This window comes from Embleya sp. NPDC055664 (assembly GCF_053618075.1).
Genome location: NZ_JBSHGZ010000013.1, coordinates 20,054 through 35,377, shown reverse-complemented (window position 1 = coordinate 35,377; position 15,324 = coordinate 20,054). Strand labels below are relative to the sequence as shown.

Annotated in this window: 13 protein-coding genes and 3 tRNA genes; 7 read left to right on the top strand and 9 right to left on the bottom strand. The window is 70.9% G+C overall.

All coding sequences use genetic code 11. From position 1 onward, the window contains the following. Window positions 1–136: 136 nt before the first annotated feature. The 3 genes from ACWGR4_RS22185 to ACWGR4_RS22175 are packed head-to-tail and all read right to left on the bottom strand — an operon-like array spanning window position 137 to window position 1,420. Entirely contained in the window at window positions 137–1,033 is an 897-nt protein-coding gene (locus tag ACWGR4_RS22185) for a pyridoxamine 5'-phosphate oxidase family protein (protein WP_452131022.1), read from the bottom strand. Then, window positions 988–1,170: a universal stress protein gene (locus ACWGR4_RS22180; RefSeq protein ID WP_452134231.1), complete on the bottom strand. Its 183-nt coding sequence runs from the start codon at window positions 1,168–1,170 to the stop codon at window positions 988–990. Before ACWGR4_RS22180 ends, ACWGR4_RS22185 begins: the two co-directional genes overlap by 46 nt. Next, complete coding sequence (locus ACWGR4_RS22175) at window positions 1,136–1,420, bottom strand: universal stress protein (protein ID WP_452134230.1); 285 nt, start codon at window positions 1,418–1,420, stop codon at window positions 1,136–1,138. The genes ACWGR4_RS22180 and ACWGR4_RS22175 overlap by 35 nt, the downstream gene beginning before the upstream one ends. A 506-nt stretch (window positions 1,421–1,926) precedes the next feature. On the opposite strand from ACWGR4_RS22175, the gene ACWGR4_RS22170 reads away from it, so the two are divergent. From ACWGR4_RS22170 to ACWGR4_RS22160, 3 genes are all read left to right on the top strand, one after another. Beyond that, entirely contained in the window at window positions 1,927–3,633 is a 1,707-nt protein-coding gene (locus ACWGR4_RS22170) for a GAF domain-containing protein (RefSeq protein ID WP_452131025.1), read from the top strand. 362 nt (window positions 3,634–3,995) lie between these two features. Next, window positions 3,996–4,364, top strand: a complete 369-nt coding sequence (locus ACWGR4_RS22165; RefSeq protein WP_452131026.1) for an SbtR family transcriptional regulator — start codon at window positions 3,996–3,998, stop codon at window positions 4,362–4,364. 201 nt (window positions 4,365–4,565) lie between these two features. Next, window positions 4,566–4,976: a RidA family protein gene (locus tag ACWGR4_RS22160; protein WP_452131027.1), complete on the top strand. Its 411-nt coding sequence runs from the start codon at window positions 4,566–4,568 to the stop codon at window positions 4,974–4,976. A gap of 54 nt (window positions 4,977–5,030) precedes the next feature. On the opposite strand, the gene ACWGR4_RS22155 is transcribed toward ACWGR4_RS22160, so the two are convergent. The 3 genes from ACWGR4_RS22155 to ACWGR4_RS22145 all read right to left on the bottom strand — a co-directional run bounded on the left by ACWGR4_RS22155 (window position 5,031) and on the right by ACWGR4_RS22145 (window position 7,712). Beyond that, window positions 5,031–5,444, bottom strand: a complete 414-nt coding sequence (locus ACWGR4_RS22155; RefSeq protein ID WP_452131028.1) for a DUF1761 domain-containing protein — start codon at window positions 5,442–5,444, stop codon at window positions 5,031–5,033. A 222-nt stretch (window positions 5,445–5,666) separates the two neighbouring features. Further along, complete coding sequence (locus tag ACWGR4_RS22150; protein ID WP_452131029.1) at window positions 5,667–6,908, bottom strand: metallophosphoesterase; 1,242 nt, start codon at window positions 6,906–6,908, stop codon at window positions 5,667–5,669. Between the two features lie 730 nt (window positions 6,909–7,638). Next, a tRNA-Pro gene (locus ACWGR4_RS22145) sits at window positions 7,639–7,712 on the bottom strand. Between the two features lie 141 nt (window positions 7,713–7,853). Here ACWGR4_RS22145 and ACWGR4_RS22140 point away from each other — a divergent pair. The 4 genes from ACWGR4_RS22140 to ACWGR4_RS22125 all read left to right on the top strand — a co-directional run bounded on the left by ACWGR4_RS22140 (window position 7,854) and on the right by ACWGR4_RS22125 (window position 12,085). Beyond that, window positions 7,854–8,801, top strand: coding sequence for a hypothetical protein (locus ACWGR4_RS22140; RefSeq protein WP_379997385.1), 948 nt, complete (start codon window positions 7,854–7,856; stop codon window positions 8,799–8,801). A 118-nt stretch (window positions 8,802–8,919) separates the two neighbouring features. After that, a complete protein-coding gene (locus tag ACWGR4_RS22135; RefSeq protein ID WP_379998655.1) occupies window positions 8,920–9,720 on the top strand; it encodes a helix-turn-helix domain-containing protein in 801 nt (266 codons plus the stop codon). A 37-nt stretch (window positions 9,721–9,757) separates the two neighbouring features. Continuing rightward, entirely contained in the window at window positions 9,758–10,711 is a 954-nt protein-coding gene (locus ACWGR4_RS22130) for a DMT family transporter (RefSeq protein ID WP_452131030.1), read from the top strand. Between the two features lie 123 nt (window positions 10,712–10,834). Further along, window positions 10,835–12,085, top strand: coding sequence for a M28 family peptidase (locus ACWGR4_RS22125; protein WP_452131031.1), 1,251 nt, complete (start codon window positions 10,835–10,837; stop codon window positions 12,083–12,085). A 129-nt stretch (window positions 12,086–12,214) separates the two neighbouring features. Here ACWGR4_RS22125 and ACWGR4_RS22120 read toward each other — a convergent pair whose 3' ends face one another. The 3 genes from ACWGR4_RS22120 to ACWGR4_RS22110 form a co-directional block, all read right to left on the bottom strand. Continuing rightward, window positions 12,215–14,656 (bottom strand): endonuclease/exonuclease/phosphatase family protein, encoded by a 2,442-nt coding sequence (locus tag ACWGR4_RS22120; RefSeq protein ID WP_452131032.1) that lies wholly within the window; start codon window positions 14,654–14,656, stop codon window positions 12,215–12,217. A gap of 335 nt (window positions 14,657–14,991) precedes the next feature. Further along, window positions 14,992–15,062, bottom strand: a tRNA-Cys gene (locus tag ACWGR4_RS22115). Window positions 15,063–15,071: 9 nt separating this feature from the next. After that, window positions 15,072–15,142, bottom strand: a tRNA-Cys gene (locus ACWGR4_RS22110). Between the last annotated feature and the right edge of the window lie 182 nt (window positions 15,143–15,324).

The window sequence follows — 15,324 nt, the reverse complement described above, 5'->3', positions numbered from 1 at the left end:
CGGCCCAGGTCGGACCATCGAGACGTCGGGACGCATCGCGAAGTCCCGATCGGCGAGGTGAGCACCGTGAGCACCATCGTCGAGATCGCGAACACCGCGAACGAGCGCACATGATGCCGGACGGGTGATCCGGCCTTCATCGGCGCGGAGCCATGACGGGGCGCACCCGGCGACCGGTGATCCGCTCGGGCCCGATGCGGATGCGGATGTCGCCGTGGTCCAGCGGCCAGGCGACGGAGGCACCGGTCTCCTCACACGGCCTCAACCGCTCGGCGATGCCGAAGAAGAACACGCTCCAGCCGATGGAGGCCATGTCGATCACCTCGTCGACCTCGAAGAGCACAGGCCCGCACGTGCGCGCCAACGTCGAGTCCGCCGAGGTCGAGAACTCGATGTCGGCGCCGACCAGCCGGTAGTTGACGGGCAGGATGAACGGGACCGAGGCGTTGATCATGGAGACGCGTCCCACCTGCCGAAGCGCGACGTGCGCGTAGCTCTCCTCGTCGGTCATCTCGACGAGTTCACGTGTGCCGACACCGTTGTCGCCCGGGATGGTCACCCGCTCGGGCACGACCTTGCCGGCTGCTCGGACCGTCCCCGCGGTCAGTTCGCCGGCAGGCGCCATCGAGCTCGTCGCCGACTGGTCGGCAGCCCGCTCCCGTGGACGCCTGCGGCGCGATGGCGCGGCCTCCCCTCGGCTCGCGTGGGGGACCGGAACCACCGCGACCGGGCAGGGCGCGTGGTGGAGAACGGCGTGCGTGGTGGGGCCGATCCGCATCGGGAAGGTGCCGTGCCCGCGGTGCGCCGACACGACCACCAGCGCGGCGCCGGCCGCGAGTTCGATCAGTTCCGAGGCCGCCGAGCCCGTCCTGACGACCGACTCGATCGCGACGTCCCGCGCTCGGGCGCGGACGGGGCGCAGGATGTCGTCGAGCCTGGTTCGCTCGCCATCGGCGATCTGTCGGGCGTCGTCGATCACGGGCGGGATCAGGCCGGGCCCGAACGGGGTGAGCGGCAGCGTCCACGCGCGCACACACGCAGTGACACCGAGCCCAGGACCAGCCCGACGAAGCCGCCGCGACCTCGGCTGCCGACCACGATCATGCCGGCACGGCGACCGGTTTCCAGGATGACGTCAGCGGCCGGCCCGTCGGAGAGGATTGTTTCCACGACCAGGCGCGGATACGTGTTGCGCACCGTGGGGCCGCGGCCGTCTCCACCAGGTGCCGGGCGGCCTCGTGCAAGGACATCGCGTCCCTTCGGTAGCTCGGACTCCCCGCGGGATGGCCATGGCGATGTACAGCGGTGTGTCGGCGTCATCGGCGGTGCGTGCGGCCCAGGCAAGCGCACGTTCACCACCAGGGGAACCGTCGTAGCCGACCAGGATGCCGAGGTCGGGAATGGTGCCGGTGAAAGTCATGGCGCGCTCCGGAGCGTCTCGGTATACGGGCGACGAACGTCGTGGGCGGCGGCGGCGAGCCCGCCCCCCGGCTCGATCGACATCGACAGCCTCACCGCCACCGCGTCCACCCGGCAGGGCCGTTCGGCCCCCGTCGGTGCCGAGTGGTTCCCTGCACGGCGTTCGCGAGCCCTGCCTTCGCATGGCCGTGATCGGCGGACGGCCGGGGCACCGGATGGGCCGCAACAGGGCCGTAGTTCCTCCTACCGGCGAGTACGCCGACACATCGGCTCGCGCTCCTCACCGCGTGCGGTGTGCGCCCGCCGGCCGGTCCGGCGCATTCCCGACGGCGTTCCCGGCGCGGGGATTTCGCGATTTACCGGCCCATGCCGCTTGAGATTCGATTCGTTGGACAGGCTGGCCATGACGCCACAGCCGGTCCGAGTCAGCGTGACGCGGAGTCGTCCGGTCCGGCGCCGCCCGGAGTGTCCTGCGTGTTCGGGCAGCACGGGCAGTTAGGGGATGACATGACCGAGGCATCGACGCCACATCCCCGATCGCACCACCCGCGGTCGGACGAGTCCCGGCCAGGGGTCGACGGCGCGTGGGCGACCCGGGATCGGCTGCACACCCTGCTGGAGGCCGTGCTCTCGGTCGGCGGCGACCTCGACCTCGAAACCGTGCTGCTGCGCATCGTGGAGTCCGCGGTGATACTCGTCGACGTCGAGTACGGCGCCTTGGGCGTCATCGGAGACGAGGAACAGCTCGCCCGGTTCCTGACCGTCGGGATGGACGACCCTACGATCGAGGGCATCGGAGACCACCCCTCCGGACGGGGCATCCCGGGGCTCGTCATCCGCGAACCGCATCCGCTGCGCCTGCGCGATCTCAACGCCCATCCGAAGGCGCACGGCTTCCCGCCGGGACATCCCCCGATGCGGACCTTCCTCGGCGTGCCGATCCGGACCCGCAAGCAGGTCTTCGGCAACATCTACCTCACCGAGAAACACGGTGGGGCCGACTTCACCGACGAGGACGACGCCCTCCTGCGCACGTTGGCCGCCGCGGCGGGCGTGGCCATCGACAACGCCCGCCTTCACGCCGAGGCCCGACACCGCGAACAATGGGTGTCGGCCGGCTCGGAACTCACCCGAAGCCTGTTGGCCGGCACCCATCCGCGCGAAGTGCTGAGCACGTTCGCCGCAACCGTGCGCTCGATGGCCTCGGCGGACCTGGTCATGGTCGTCGCGCCGGTGCCGGACGCCGCCGAACTCGTCGTCACCGCCGCGGACGGAGACCGGGTCGAGCAGGTCATGGGCGTGGTGCTGCCCGCCAAGTCGACCCTCACCAAGAAGATGTACGGCTCGGGCGAGGTCTTCGTCAGTCCGGACATCCGAGCGGATCCCCAGGCCGAGGGATCGATGATCGCCTCGCTCGGCCTCGGGCCCACCTTCATGGTGCCGCTCGGCGGCCCCGGACACATCCGGGGCATCCTCCAGGTGGCGAACGACGCCGGCGGCACGGAATTCGCCGACAGCGTGGTGCGTACCGTCGCCGGGTTCGCCGACCACGCCGCCCTCGCCCTGGAGATCGCCGAACGGCGACGCGAGACCGAACTCCTGACGGTCTATCAGGACCGCGACCGGATCGCCAGGGACCTGCACGACCTCGCCATCCAACGCCTGTTCGCCACCGGCATGATGCTCCAGAGCGCGACGCGACTGATCACCGACAGCGAGGCGTCCCGACGCGTCGAACGCGCCGTCGACGACCTCGACGAGACGATCAAGGTCATCCGCACGACGATCTTCTCCCTCAAGGTCCGCGACCGCGCCGGCGGCCCGGGACTGCGCGCGCGCATCCTCGACGAGATGGATCGAGCCGCGACCGCCCTGGGATTCGGCCCGAGCCTGCGCCTGGACGGCCTGCTGGACACCCTCGTACCGGCCGACGTCGCCGAGAACACCATCGCCGTACTGCGCGAAGCCCTGTCCAACATCACCCGACACGCAGCCGCCGGTCGAGTCGAGATCTCGGCGGAAATCGTCGCCGACGCGCTGCACCTGCGCGTCACCGACAACGGGATCGGGATACCCGACAAACCCACGCGACACAGCGGCCTGGACAACATGCACGAACGCGCCCGCGCCCTGTCCGGCGACTTCACGGTGCAGCGGCGACCGGGCGGTGGGACGACACTGTCATGGGTCGCGCCGCTACCCGCGAGCCCTTGAACCTCCCGCCCTCGAACCGACGGCCACGACGTGGACGGCCGACGCGCGCGGCGCCCGAGACCGGGCCGGCGAGGCGATCATCACACAGGCCCTCGCCGTCCGAGGCCGCGTCGAAAGCTGAACTCACTTCGCGATGTGACAAGGCGTGTCGCCGGAACGCGAACACGCACAGACGAAACCGCCCGAGCGCAACGCCGCCGCCGATGCGATGGCGGCGACCAGGCCGTCGGGCGACACGCGCAATAGCCTCCGACGGATCAGGGCACGTGCGTCGACGGCGGTACACAGACCCGACGGCGGCCAATGCCTCCGGTTCCGGCACCATGCCCTGCCCTCCGTCCGCGCCGCCGTGACGTCGTGGAATGTGCGCCCTCCAGGCTGCCGACACAGCACTCAACGACCTGATCGCCCGCGCGTACCAGGACGGCGGCAGGCTGTCCGCGATCTGCGCCGAATCGGTCGCCTACGGGACCCGGCTCATCGCCGAGGCCCAGGCCGACGGCTCACTGCGCCCGGATCCGACTCCCGACGACGTGTTCGTACTGTTCTGGCTCAACGCCCAACTCACCCGTCGAACCGGCGGCACCGAGGGCGGCGCCCGGGACGCGTGGCGCCGCCCCGTCGCCTTCTGGCTGGACGGCCTGCGCGCCGACGCCGCAGGCACACCTCCGGTCGGACCGGCGAGCGTCACGGCGGCACTGCCCGCACTGCTCGCGGACAACGGCGCCTGAAGCCGCCGCCGGCTACGTTGATCTCCGGAAACAGTGTTTCTTGCTGGAGTTCCGGGGCCGGTCGGTGATCATCCGATACGGGAAGGCCGAGCGGAAATGGTGGCGTTGCCGTGGGGCGGCGCGAAAAACGGAAGGCGGAAGCCGACCGGCCGCCGGCAGGATGTCCCCGCTCGACATCCGATGGGAAAGCCCCCGACAACCGTGGCTCGTGCGATTGCCTTGATCCGTTCCGCCTGCCTGTCCGACGTCGCCGAGTACGCCTACGCGGCCACGGCGCCCGCCGAGTCACGCCTGATCTTCCTTGCCGGGGCGTGTCCGCTGAACGATGACGGCTCCACGGCGGCGATCGGAGACTACGCGGGCCAGGCAGCGAGGGCCCTGGAGAACATGCAGGCCGCTCTCTCCGCCTCGGGTGCGTCACTGCGGGACGTCATAAGTACCCGGGTCCTCGTCGCATCGACCCGGCGGGAGGACCTGGTGGCCGCCTGGCAGGTGGTCCGGGACATGTTCGCCGACCACGACGTCCCCAGCACCCTGATGGGCGTCACCGTGCTCGGTTGCGAGGACCAACTCGTCGAGATCGAGGCCGTAGCCGCCGTGCTCGATTCCTGAGGCCTTCTCCGAAGGACACTGCGAAGGCCACCGGCGCCGGCATGACTTCGGGTGCTACTGCACTGGCCCGACGGCAAGCGACATGCACAAGAAGAGGACCAGCTGATACGCGGTGTTGAGCACGGTGAGGCGCGTCGGCTTCCGCTCGAATGCGTTGTGCTGCACCAGAGTCGTCAGCGAGAACCCGAGCCACGCCGCGAATCCGACCGCCGGATCGAGCCAGAGCGGGTCGCCGCCGTAGGCGTCCGACGCCATGGAGCACGCGGCGGCAAGCGCGAGCGCGGTGAAGAGGATTGCCACCAGGAGGACTACGAGCGGGCGCTTTCCGCTCTTCTTGGAGTCCTCTTCGGTTACCCCCGTCAGTTCCCTCCAGACGCCGACGAAGGCCGGCCCGTACCGGATTCCGGCCGCTGCCATCCCGACCGCGCTCGCCACCACGACGGCCGGCCAACTGATGCTCGACTCCATGCGGACCCACTAGCGCTCGATACCGGGGTGGTCGGCGACGACGTGGTCGAGGAGATTGCCCGACGGCCGCGGTGAGGCGTATGCGGAGGGTGTGTGGGGTCACGGTGACGTGGCGGGCCGGGCGTACGCGGTGGCCGGGGAGGGGGGAGGAGCGGTTTACTGCCTCGGAGTTGGATACCGATGCCTCGCCCGCGACTGTGAACCCCACCCACACCGCTTCCGTCAGGAGCCTGCGGCTGCCGAGCGCAGCGTGAGCAGTGTGATCTCGCTGGGTGCGAAAACGCGGAACGGCGGTCCCCAGAAGCCGGTGCCCCTGCTCGTGTAGAGCAGGGTTCGTTCCCCGTGCCGGCTCAGGCCCTGCACCACTGGCTGGTCGATCCGCACGAGCAGACCGAACGGCCAGATCTGGCCGCCGTGAGTGTGCCCGGAGATCTGGAGGTCGATGCCCGCGGCGGCGGCATGAGGGATGTACTTGGGCTGGTGCGCGACGAGCACGACCGGCAGTTCCGGGTCCGCGCCCGCCAGCGCGCCGCTCAGGTTCGCGCGGTGCCCGGTCAGCCCGGAGTGCTCGGCGGTCAGGTCGTCCACACCGGCGAGAACGAGACGGTCGCCGGCGCGCTCGACGACGAGGTGGCGGTTGTGCAGCGCCTCCCACCCGAGTTCCGTCATACGGTCGAGCCAGCCTTGCGCCTGGCCGAGGTACTCGTGGTTGCCCGTGACGTACACCCGGGCCAGCCGCGCCCGGACCACCCCGAGCGGCGCGGACTGCCTCCGGCGCTGGTCGGGCGTGCCATCGGCGATGTCGCCGGCGTGGACCACGATGTCGGCGTCCAGTCGGTTGACCACCTCGGTCACGCGCGCCGACCAGACGGTGCGGTCTATCGGCCCGTAGTGCGTGTCGGCCAGGACGACGACGCGGACCCCGTCCAGGCCCGCGCCGAGCCGGGGAAGGGAAACGTCCAACCGCCGCACGCGGGGTACCCGCATCGCTTCGAAGTGGCCCCAGGCCAACAGCCCGGCCGTCACTGCGGCGACGCCGAGGGCGACGATCCTGGCCCGGTGCGCGCCGCCGGTGCCGAACGCGATGAGCAGGAGATGCACGAGGCCGCCGAGCACGGACCAGGTGAACAGGACCCAGACCATCCCGAGCATGCTGTCGGCGACGCGGGCCGCCCGGTCCGCGCGCCGCGCGTGGCCGGTGAACATCAGAAACGGAAAGGCCGCCAAGGCGCCGAAGAAGAGGACGGTGCCGGTCACGAACACGGGAAGCGGCCAGTCGGTGCCGGAACCGAACAGCGTCCACCAGGGCAGCACGAACAGCAGGGCGAGGACGAGTAGAAGGACCCCGATCCCACGCAACCGCCGAAGCGCACGCGCGACGTTTCGCTCGCGGGGGAGGGGCGTTGTGTGGGTATCCGCCCGGGCGGACTCCTGGGCGTTCTTGGCGTCGGAGTCGGTCGGCATGAATCCAGTTTCGCAGAAGCGCGGGTGGCGGGGCGGGGCATGTGGTGATGGCCCGGCGCCGGGCGTGGTGTGACGGTCCGCCGGCGACCCGGCCCCGGCCGCGCTCGTCGGTGCCCGGGGTCGGGTCGGACGGGTCCGTCGCGTGTCGCCGCCGTGAGCTTGTCCACCTGTGCCTTTACGTGGGTGTCAGGCACGAACTCGGCGTTGTACGAGGTGCGCTCCGGCTGACCGTCGTACCATCTCGTGTGCCGCCTCGGCACGTGAATGACCCTACATATCAACGCCGTTGCGACTGCCACCTCCCAAGGGAGGCCGGGCACCCCCGCAAGGGAGGCCACAGTTCATGGCGTCGCGGGCGCTGATGTCGATCCGGCAGTTCGGCGCGTCAGGCACAGGTCATCGGTGGCCTGGAGGGCCTTGCCCGACGCCGATCTGCGGCTGCTGCGGGTTGTAGCGCACTTGACTGGCGGTCAAATGGCCTACGCGGAAGCACCTTTCCCAAGGCACAAGGTGATGAAAACCTGACGCTGCGTGCCAGAATCGAGCGGCAAATCCGACTAAAGAGTCAATTCTTTCGGCCGGAAATCCGGCCGAGGGGCTCCTCCAGCCGCATTTGGTCCACAGCTGGTCCACGTCGACCCGGGAGCGCGTCACCGGCCTATCCAATGGTCTAAACCAGCAAGAGGCGCTGACCTGGGCTTTCGCCTAGATCAGCGCCTCTTGAACACCGTCGGGACGACAGGATTTGAACCTGCGACCCCTTGACCCCCAGTCAAGTGCGCTACCAAGCTGCGCCACGTCCCGGTGTTCGGTTGGCCGAACACGGAAACCATATCGCACTTGGGGGGGTGGTCCGCCACGTGGTTGTTCGGTGGTGTCGGGGGTGGGGAAGGGGCGTGGGTCCGGGAAGATCTTCGGGTGGCTTATCCGGTGAATGTCGATGTCGTGCCCCTCGAGACCTATCCCGATCTGGATGAACTCCAGCGGCTCGGGGTCGGGGCGTTGCTGAGTGACGGGCTCGATGCCGTGGAGGGGTTCGAGGAGGCGGACGGGGTCGGGGTGGATCTGGTGGACCATCGGGTCACGCCACGGTCGGATGGGGCCGGGGTGTTGTTGTCGGTGGACGCGCCGACACTGGAGGCGGCCGAGCGGACGGCTCGGCAGATCGTGCTCGCGGTGTTGGAGGCCAGCGTGTTGCTCGCGGATTGGCGGGTGGTGCGGAGCGAGGTGCAGCTGCACGACGAGCTCGTGTACGAGAGTTTGCTGGCCGCCGAGGGGCCGGACGCGCCCGCGGAGGATCCGACCATGCGGGCGCGGCGGCCGATGCCGGAGGAGCGGCTGCGGATCGAGCGGCAGGCCGCGGGGGTGCGGGCGTTCGGACTCGACGCGTTCGGGTGTGAGCCCGACACCGCGCAGCCCGACGTGCCGGAGGAGAAGGCCCGACTCGCGGCGGGCGCCGTCGCCGCCTCCGTCGGGGTGCTGATCGACCTCCTGTTCACCGACCTCGTCAATCTGCGCGAGGAGGACGGCGCCTCGTTCTTCGTCCTCGACGCGTTGCCGCTGACCGAGGAGGGGTTCGTCCGCCGCTTCGTGGTCGCCGCGGTCACCGTCACCGGGCGGCTCGCCGGTACCGAGTGGGCGCCGCCCGGCTGTTTCGCCGAGGAGATGGCGCTGCGGCTGCTGGTGGATCAGGCGGCGTCGCTGCTGGAGCGGCAAGGGCTGTACGACGACGACGTCGAGGCCGCCTTCGTGACCTTCAGCGACGCGGCCTCCGACGACCCCGAGACCGTCGAGCCGCGCCTGTCGGACCCCGGTCCGGAGGAGTGGTTCGACCCCATCGTGCCCGGACGGGCCGTCCACGGATATCTGAGAGCGAACCGACATGAGTGGTGAGCCCGACCCCGGGGCACGACGCGCGGGCCGGGGCGGCGGCGACGTCCTCGGCCCCGCCGCCGTGGACCGCGCCGTGTGGACTCGCGTACACGGCGTCGAGGACGCGCCCCTGGACCTGATGACCGCCCGCTTCCGGCGGCACCGCTACGCCCCCCACGCGCACGAGGAGTACGCGATCGGCGTCTGCGTCGAGGGCATCGAGCAGATCAACTACCGAGGCGCCGTACACCGCTCCGGCCCCGGCGCGGTGGTTGTCGCCGAGCCGGGCGAGACGCACACCGGTGGGCCGGGCGTCCCCGAGGGGTACGCCTACCGGGTCTTCTACCCCTCCACCACCCTGGTCGGCGAGGACCTGCCCGGCCCCGCGCCGCACTTCCCGTCGCTGATCGTCGCCGACCCGGCGCTCGCCGCCGAGATGGTCGCCGTACACGTGCACCTGACCACCGGCGGTGACGCCTTCGAGGGCGAGTCCCGGCTCGTGGAGGTGCTGCGCGCCCTCGTCGGCCGACACGCGGTCCGTGAACAGGCGCGCCGCCGCACCTCGCCGGACGCCGCCCGGGTGGCCCGCGCCGTTCGGGAACGGCTGGCCGACCAGCTCGTCGAGCCGCCGTCGCTGAGTGAGCTGGCGGCCGGGATCGGCCTGTCCCGCTACCAGACCCTGCGCGCCTTCCGCGACGTGGCGGGCCTGCCCCCGTACGCCTGGCTCGCCCAGCACCGCGTCGCCCGCGCCCAGGAGCTCCTGGCCCGCGGGATGACGCCCGCCGGGGCCGCCCTGGCCGTCGGCTTCGCGGACCAGGCGCATCTGGGCCGGTGGTTTCGCCGCGTACTCGGCGTCACGCCCGCCGGCTACCGCAGCAGCGTGCTGCGCGACAGCGTGCTGTGCAACAACGTTCTAGACCGATCGGCCCCGTGTGGTTGATCATCCTCTTCGATCCAGAGATTGAGGGGACACGGCCGTGAGTCGTCGTGGAGCGTTGTTGTTCGCGTGCATGTGCGTGATCTGGGGGATCCCGTACCTGCTGATCAAGGTCGCGGTGGACGAGGTGTCGCCGGGCGTGCTGGTGTTCGCGCGTACCGGGCTCGGCGCCCTGCTGCTGCTGCCGTTCGCGCTGCGCGGCGGGGGGATGCGCGGGCTGGCCCCGTACAAGTGGCCGCTGCTCGTCTTCGCGGTGACCGAGTTCGTCGGGCCGTGGTGGATGCTCTCGGACGCCGAGCGGCGGCTGTCCAGCTCGACCACCGGGCTGCTGATCGCGTCCGTGCCGATCTTCGGGGCGGTACTGGTCTACCTGACCGGCGGCACCGAGCGCATGGGGCCGGTGCGGTGGGCCGGGCTCGCGATCGGGTTCGGCGGGGTCGCGGTATTGGCCGGGCCGACGCTGGGCGGCGGCGACCCCTGGGCGGCGGTCGAGGTATTGGCCACGGCCCTGTGCTACGCGGGCGCGGCGCTGGTGGCCGAGCGCCGGCTCAAGGACGTGCCGAGCCTGCCGATGACCGTGGTCTGCCTCGGCTTCACCGCGCTGGTGTACACACCGCTCGCCGCCGTGCAGTGGCCCGCGCACGTGCCGGGCGGCAAGGCGCTCGGGGCGATCGGCGTACTGGCCCTGGTGTGCACGGCGATCGCGATGGTGATCTTCTTCGAACTGGTCCGCGAGGTCGGCGCGGCCCGCGCCACGGTCATCACGTACGTCAACCCGGCGGTCGCGGTGGCGGCCGGCGTGCTGATCCTGGACGAGACGTTCACCCTCGCGATCGGCGCATCGTTCGTCCTGATCCTGGGCGGGGCGGTACTGGCCACCCGCAAGAATGCCGCGCCGGTTGCCGGGGAGACCGAGGCGGCCGAGGCGGCCGAGGCGACGACCACGACCGACGAACTGCCCGGAGCCATGGACGCCTCGAAGCAGAGCAGCTGACCCCCGGTCGGTGGAAGGCGCGCCTGCCCCCGTCCCCGGAAGCCCTCGCCCCATCACAACCCATCGGTAACAAACGCCCGTTCCCCTCGGACACCGCCCGACCCCGCGTGGCATCGTGGCGGGATGACGAGCCATGGGGGAATGGATCCGCACCCGAGCGGCACCGGCCGAAGGCACCGCTCACGCCGGCCCACCGAAGCCGAACTGCGCGCCGTGATCGAGCCGTTGGCCCGGATCGAACGGCTGCCCACCTCGCCCGGCGAGCGGGAGGCCGCACACCGGATAGCCGACCTGCTGCGCACACTGGGCGCGACCGACGCCGCGGTCGAGGAGGAGCCGGCGTACACCTCCTACGCGCGCCCGATCGGCACCCTCACCGCCCTGGCCACCGCCGCCGGCCTGCTCGCAGGCCGCTCCCGCCTCGCCGCGACGGCGGTCGCGACCGCCGCCACCGTGGGCATCGCGGACGACATCTCCTACCGGCGCCAATACGCCCGCAGGGCCCTCGGCGGTCGCCGGCGCAGCGCCCACAACGTGGTCGCCTCCGTGGGCGACCCGGACGCGCCACGCACCCTCGTGGTGACCGCGCACCACGACGCGGCGCCCACCGGCGCGGTGTTCGACGAACGAGCCGCACGCCGGCTCGCCACCCGCTACCCGCACCTGCTCGACCGGGTGAACGAGAATCCGCCGCTGTGGTGGCCGGTCGTCGCCGGTCCGGCCCTGATCGCGCTCGGCGCGGCCACCGGCGCCAAGAGCCTGCGCCGCGCCGGCATCGGCCTCGCCGCCCTGTCCACCGCCGCGTTCACCCAGATCGGCCGCAGCCGTGCGGTCCCCGGCGCCAACGACAACCTGTCCGGGGTGGCCGTACTGGTCGCCCTCACCCGCACACTGCGCGACGAACCCATCGACGGCGTCAGGGTGTTGCTCGTCTCCGCCGGCGCCGAGGAGGCCCTGCAGGAAGGCATCCGCGGCTTCGCCCGCCGACACTTCCCCGACCTGGACCGCGAACGCACCTGGTTCCTGAACGTCGACACCGTCGGCTCCGGAAACCTCGTACTCCTCGAAGCCGAGGGCCCGTTGCGCATGGAGCCCTACGACGTCCCGTTCAACAACCTGCTCTCCGAGTGCGCCACCCGCAACGACATCAAGGTCCTGACCGGCCTGCGCTCACGCAGCTCCACCGACGGCGTGGTGCCCAACCGGCACGGATACCCCACAGCGACGCTGGTCTCCATCGACGACCAGAAGCTGATCCCGCACTACCACCTGCACACCGACCTGCCCGAACACGTCGACTACGACTGCGTCGCCGACGCCTGCGCCCTGGCCGAAGCCGCCGCCCGGGCGCTGGCGCCGGAGCAGCCCGAATAGGCACCGACCCGCATACGCAGACGCCTCGCCCCACACACCCGCCTCGCCCCCCACACACACGCCTCGCGCCCGATGCCGAAACCACCGACACCGGGCGCGAGTCGACGCACCATCACCTCGAAGTTCCGGCTACGAACGCTCGAACAACTCCTCCCACAACCGCTCCAGCCGGTCCAGGAAGTCGTTGCCCGTACTCGGATGCACGCGCAGCACCTGCGGATCGTGATCGCTCGCCTGGTCCGCGAACGCCGCGTTCACGTGCACGATGTCGTACTCGAACCGGCTGAGCCGAGGGCTGGTCAAAATGTGGTCGAGCATCTGGCTGTTGCCGTTGAACACGTACCCCCACCGCTCGTTCGCCGGCAGCGTGTCGACCATCGTGCGCAGCGCCCCGCCGTCGGTGAGCGTCTTGAGCGTCGGGGAGAACGCGAAGTCGTTCAGGTCGCCCAGGAGCACCAGGTTCGCCCGCGGGTCTGAGCGGAGCAGTTCGTCCACGAAGCCGCGCAGCACCTTCGCCTGCGCCACCCGCTGCACCTCGGAACCGCGCGTCGGCGGCTGGAATCGGCTGTCCAGCGCCTGGTCGCCGCCCTTGGAGGCGAAGTGGTTCGCGATCACGAACACGGTCTTGCCGCGGAAGCGGAACTCGCCCGCGAGCGGCTTGCGGCTGCTGTCCCACGCCGCGTCCGTCGGCGCCACCCGGCCCGGAGACTGGGTCAGTTGGGTACGTCCGAGCCAGTCCTTGCGCACACCCACCGCGCTGGTCGAGCCGCCGCCGGGACGGTCCACGAACTCCACGCGCGTAGCGTCGAAGAGGAACGCGGTGCGGATGTTCCCGCCCGGCTGGCCGCCGTCCTTGCCGTCGACCGGCTCGATCGAACGCCACGAATAGGCGGGCCCGCCCGCGGCCTTGATCGCCGTGACCAACTGGTCCAGGGTCTGATTCGCGGCCACCACACCGTCGTTGGTGGGTCCGCTGTTGTCCTGGATCTCCTCCAGGGCCACCACGTCGGGCGTCGAGAGGTTGGTGACGATGCCCTTGGCGAGGCGGTCGAACTTGGCCTGCGGGTCCTTGGGGGAAAGGTTCTCCACGTTGTAGGTGGCGACCGCGAGTTCGGAGTTCTTCTGATCCCGCGTGGTCTCCGGCGTCAACGTGCCCTTGGCCACCTTGCCCAGGGTCGTCGCGGCCAGCGTGTACCCGCCGAACTGGTCGTAGGTGAGCGGGCCCGTGGTCTCGCCGGAGAGCGTGTCGCCGACGTTCGCCTGCGGGAACGGCTCCTGGGAGAACGGGATCAGCGAGGAGACCTTGATCCGACCGCTGTTCTGCGCGTCGTAGCCGGCGTACAGCGTGCCGCCCTGCGCGGTCGGGTTCTGTGTCGGCTCGACGGTGACCCACAACTCGCCGTGCGTGTTGCTCGGGCCGACCACACGCGAGTCGGCTACGCGCGTCAATTGGCCTTCGAGCGACTCGTACAGGTCCAGCGCGTACTTCGTCGGCTCCAGCGGCAGCGCCTCGACCGACGGCGCCCCGACGGGCACGTACGCATTCGGTACGGAGGCCGCGTCGAGCAGCACGGGGGCGGGCAGCGCCTGACCCGACGCGTCGATCACCCAGGTGGCGTCGGCGAGTTGGGTCAACGACTGGCCGCCGATGTCCGCGCCGCCAGGGTAGAACTCGTCGACCCGACCGGTCACCTTCACCGCGTCGCCGACCGCGACCTTCGGCGTCACCGAACCGGTGAACACGAACAGCCCCTCGGACGTGCGGGGATCGTCGTCCGCCTGGGTGTCCTGGAACCAAAAGCCGCGCGCGGAACCGAAACCGCGAACACCGGTGACCACACCGGGCACGCTCGTCACCCGCGCGCCCTTCTTCGGCGACACCCGCGTGGTGCCCTGGATGTCGTGGATCCGCGCACTGGTCGGCTCCGGCTCGCCGCCGCCGGGGTCGGTCGGACCCTGCCCGTGCGCGTTGAGCGGCGTCGGCGTGCCCGCCGCGAAGTCGGCGCCGTTGTCGTCGGTGTCCGCGAGCGCCGAAGTGCGGGCCACAGACGTCGAGTTCGTGGCGGGGGCCGTCGGGGTGCCCTCGCGGACCACCGCGTCGCCGTAGCCGACCACATCCACGACCCGGCCGTCCGCGAGGCAGTCCGCGGCGGTCAGGCAGGTGAGCGCGGTGGTGCCGCGGACCAGGGCGACGGTGCCGGCGGTCCCGGACATGTTGATCGAGCCCGCCGCGTCCGGGGCGGGCAGCGCGACGGTGCCGCCTGCGCCCTTGGCCTCGCCGATCAGGTACCGGCCGCCCGGCGCCACCGAGCCGGTCAGCGCGGTGACCTGCCAGGCCGAGGTCGGCTTGGGCGCGGCCGGGAGGTACTGCACGCTCCAACCGTCGACCGCGACCGCGGCCGAACCCTTGTTGGCCAACTCGACGAAGTCGTTGGTCAGGGTCGCGCCGGTGTTGCCGCCACCGCCGTACACCTCGGCGAGCAGTACGTCCACGGCCGGCGCCGCGACGGCCGGAGCGGGCGCGACGACGAGCGCGGTGCCGGCGAGGGCGCCGGCCACGGTCGTGGCCACGACACCGATTCGGCGCCGCGACCCCGACGCGGATCGTCGTCGAGACGATTGCTGACGGAATGTCACCCAGAGCCTCCGAAGTGGGAAAGGGACAGGTTCGGGACATTCTCCGGACTCAGGGTGAACGGCGTCCATCGTTTGGGCGGCCCGAAGAGGGCCAAGGTTCACCCGGCGCCCGAATCTTTTCCGCCCGACCCCTTCGGGCCCGTCGGCCTTCGCACAACGACGCACCATGCACTACGCGCCAAGCACCAAGCACCACACAGCGCAGCACGCGGCGTGTAGCAGCAGCCGGCACGTATCGACATCTGCGCGACGCCCGCGCGCCGCTTCGGAGATGGAGGCGGGATTCGAACCCGCGTACACGGTTTTGCGGACCGCTGCCTTGCCTCTCGGCCACTCCATCGGGACTACGAGGTGGAGACGGGATTCGAACCCGCGTGAACGGCTTTGCAGGCCGCTGCCTAACCTCTCGGCCACTCCACCGGGCCGTTGTTCTCTCAGCCTTTGTTGCTCCCCAACCTCGTTGCCACCCACCACCGTTGCCCCCGGCCGGGCGATCCGTCGGTCCTCCGCACCGGATCGCCCGGACCCTACGGGGCTGCGCCGCCGGCCCCCTCCGTCCGGCGACGCATCCTCGAACCGGTCCCGCACCTCGGGATCCCCGT